Source organism: Immundisolibacter sp., assembly GCF_041625615.1.
Taxonomy (GTDB): domain Bacteria; phylum Pseudomonadota; class Gammaproteobacteria; order Immundisolibacterales; family Immundisolibacteraceae; genus Immundisolibacter.
The window spans coordinates 1-1,576 of the sequence record NZ_JBFJTF010000239.1 but is presented as its reverse complement, the minus strand read 5'-3'; the positions used below and the strand labels follow the sequence as shown (position 1 = coordinate 1,576).

Here is a 1,576-nt window from a genome sequence, read left to right as displayed (position 1 = left end):
GTACTGCATCAAGGATCAGTGTCTGCACCGGGGCGTGCCGCTGTCGCAGAAACTCGAGTGCTACAGCAAGGACACCGTCACCTGCTGGTATCACGGCTGGACCTACCAGTGGGCCGACGGAACGCTGTGCGACATCCTCACCGACCCATCCAGCAAGCTCATCGGCACCCGCGCGCTGAAGACCTACCCGGTGCAGGAGTTCAAGGGCCTGGTGTTCGTGTTCCTGGGTGATCTGGAAGGCGACAGCGAGCCGCCGCCGCTGGCCACCGACCTGCCGCCCGGCTTCGACGAGCCGAACCGGCGCGTGCAGCCGTTTCGCCGCGTGGTGAACGCCAACTGGCGCATCGGCGCCGAGAACGGCTTCGACACCACGCACATCTTCATCCACAAGGACTCGCGCCTGATCCGCGGCAACCAGACCATGCTGCCGCTCGGCTTCGCGCCCAAACCGAACAGCAACGAGCCACTGTTCGAGGTTCGCCAGACCGAGGGCGGCAACATCGGCGTGTTCGACCTGCTGGCCGAGCGCGGCGTGCCGCACTTCGAGGGCAGCGTGCACGGCGAGGTGGTGCGCCGCGCCATCCACGGCGGTGACAAGCGCATCGCCCATGAGATTTCCCTGTGGATGCCGGGCGTGCTCAAGGTCGACCCGTTCCCGGACCCGGCCATGATCCACTTCGAGTGGTACGTGCCGCGCGACGCCGACAGCCACTGGTACATCCACTGCGCCACCAAGGTGGTGGAGGGCCCGGACGCCGACGCCGAGTTCGCCGCCGAGTACGAGTCGCTGTGGAAGGACCTGTACGCGCACGGCTTCAACGACGACGACATCTGGGCCCGTGAAGCCACGCAGCCGTTCTACCAGGACGACTGGGGCTGGCTGAAGGAGCAGCTATTCGAGGCCGACGCCTGCATCATGGCCTGGCGCAAGCTGGCCAGCGAGCACAACCGCGGCATCCAGACCGGCAGCCGCTGAAGCGCGGCGGTCATCCGCACCGGAGGGTCAGCATGAACGCACCACACCCGGCGACACCGACGGACAAGCGCAGCCCGGCCTACCTGGCCGGACTGTTCGACCGCCGCCCGGACGATGGCGTCTACCGCGTCAACCGCTCTGTGTACACCGACCCCGAGCTGTTCGAACTGGAACTGGCGAACATCTTCGAGGGCTCGTGGCTGTTCCTGTGCCACGAAAGCCAGCTGCCGCAACCGTACGACTTCTTCACCACCTGGATGGGTCGCCGGCCGGTACTGATCCAGCGCAACGGCGCCGGTCAGCTGCGCGGCTTCATCAACGCCTGTCCGCACCGCGGCGCACGCCTGTGCCGCACCGAGCGCGGCAACCGCAAGCATCACGCCTGCACCTACCACGGCTGGACCTTCGACACCGACGGCCGCGCCACCTGGGTACAACGTGCCGAGCAGGGCTACCCGGACAGCTTCACGCCGAGCAGCGTGGACCTGGCCCCCATCGCCCGCCTGGAGAGCTATCGCGGCTTCGTGTTCGGCAGCCTCGGTGCGGACGTGCCGTCACTGGCCGAGTACCTGGGCGGCGCCACCACCTTCATCGACATGC

The 1,576-nt window shown here is 67.3% G+C and carries 2 protein-coding genes; both read left to right on the top strand.

What is annotated here, in order from left to right:
• On the top strand, window positions 1-976 hold a 976-nt coding region (locus tag ABYX71_RS11910), incomplete at its 5' end, for a Rieske 2Fe-2S domain-containing protein (RefSeq protein WP_372696707.1).
• A 32-nt stretch (window positions 977-1,008) separates the two neighbouring features.
• A partial coding sequence (locus tag ABYX71_RS11905) for an aromatic ring-hydroxylating dioxygenase subunit alpha (RefSeq protein WP_372696706.1) occupies window positions 1,009-1,576 on the top strand: 568 nt, incomplete at its 3' end.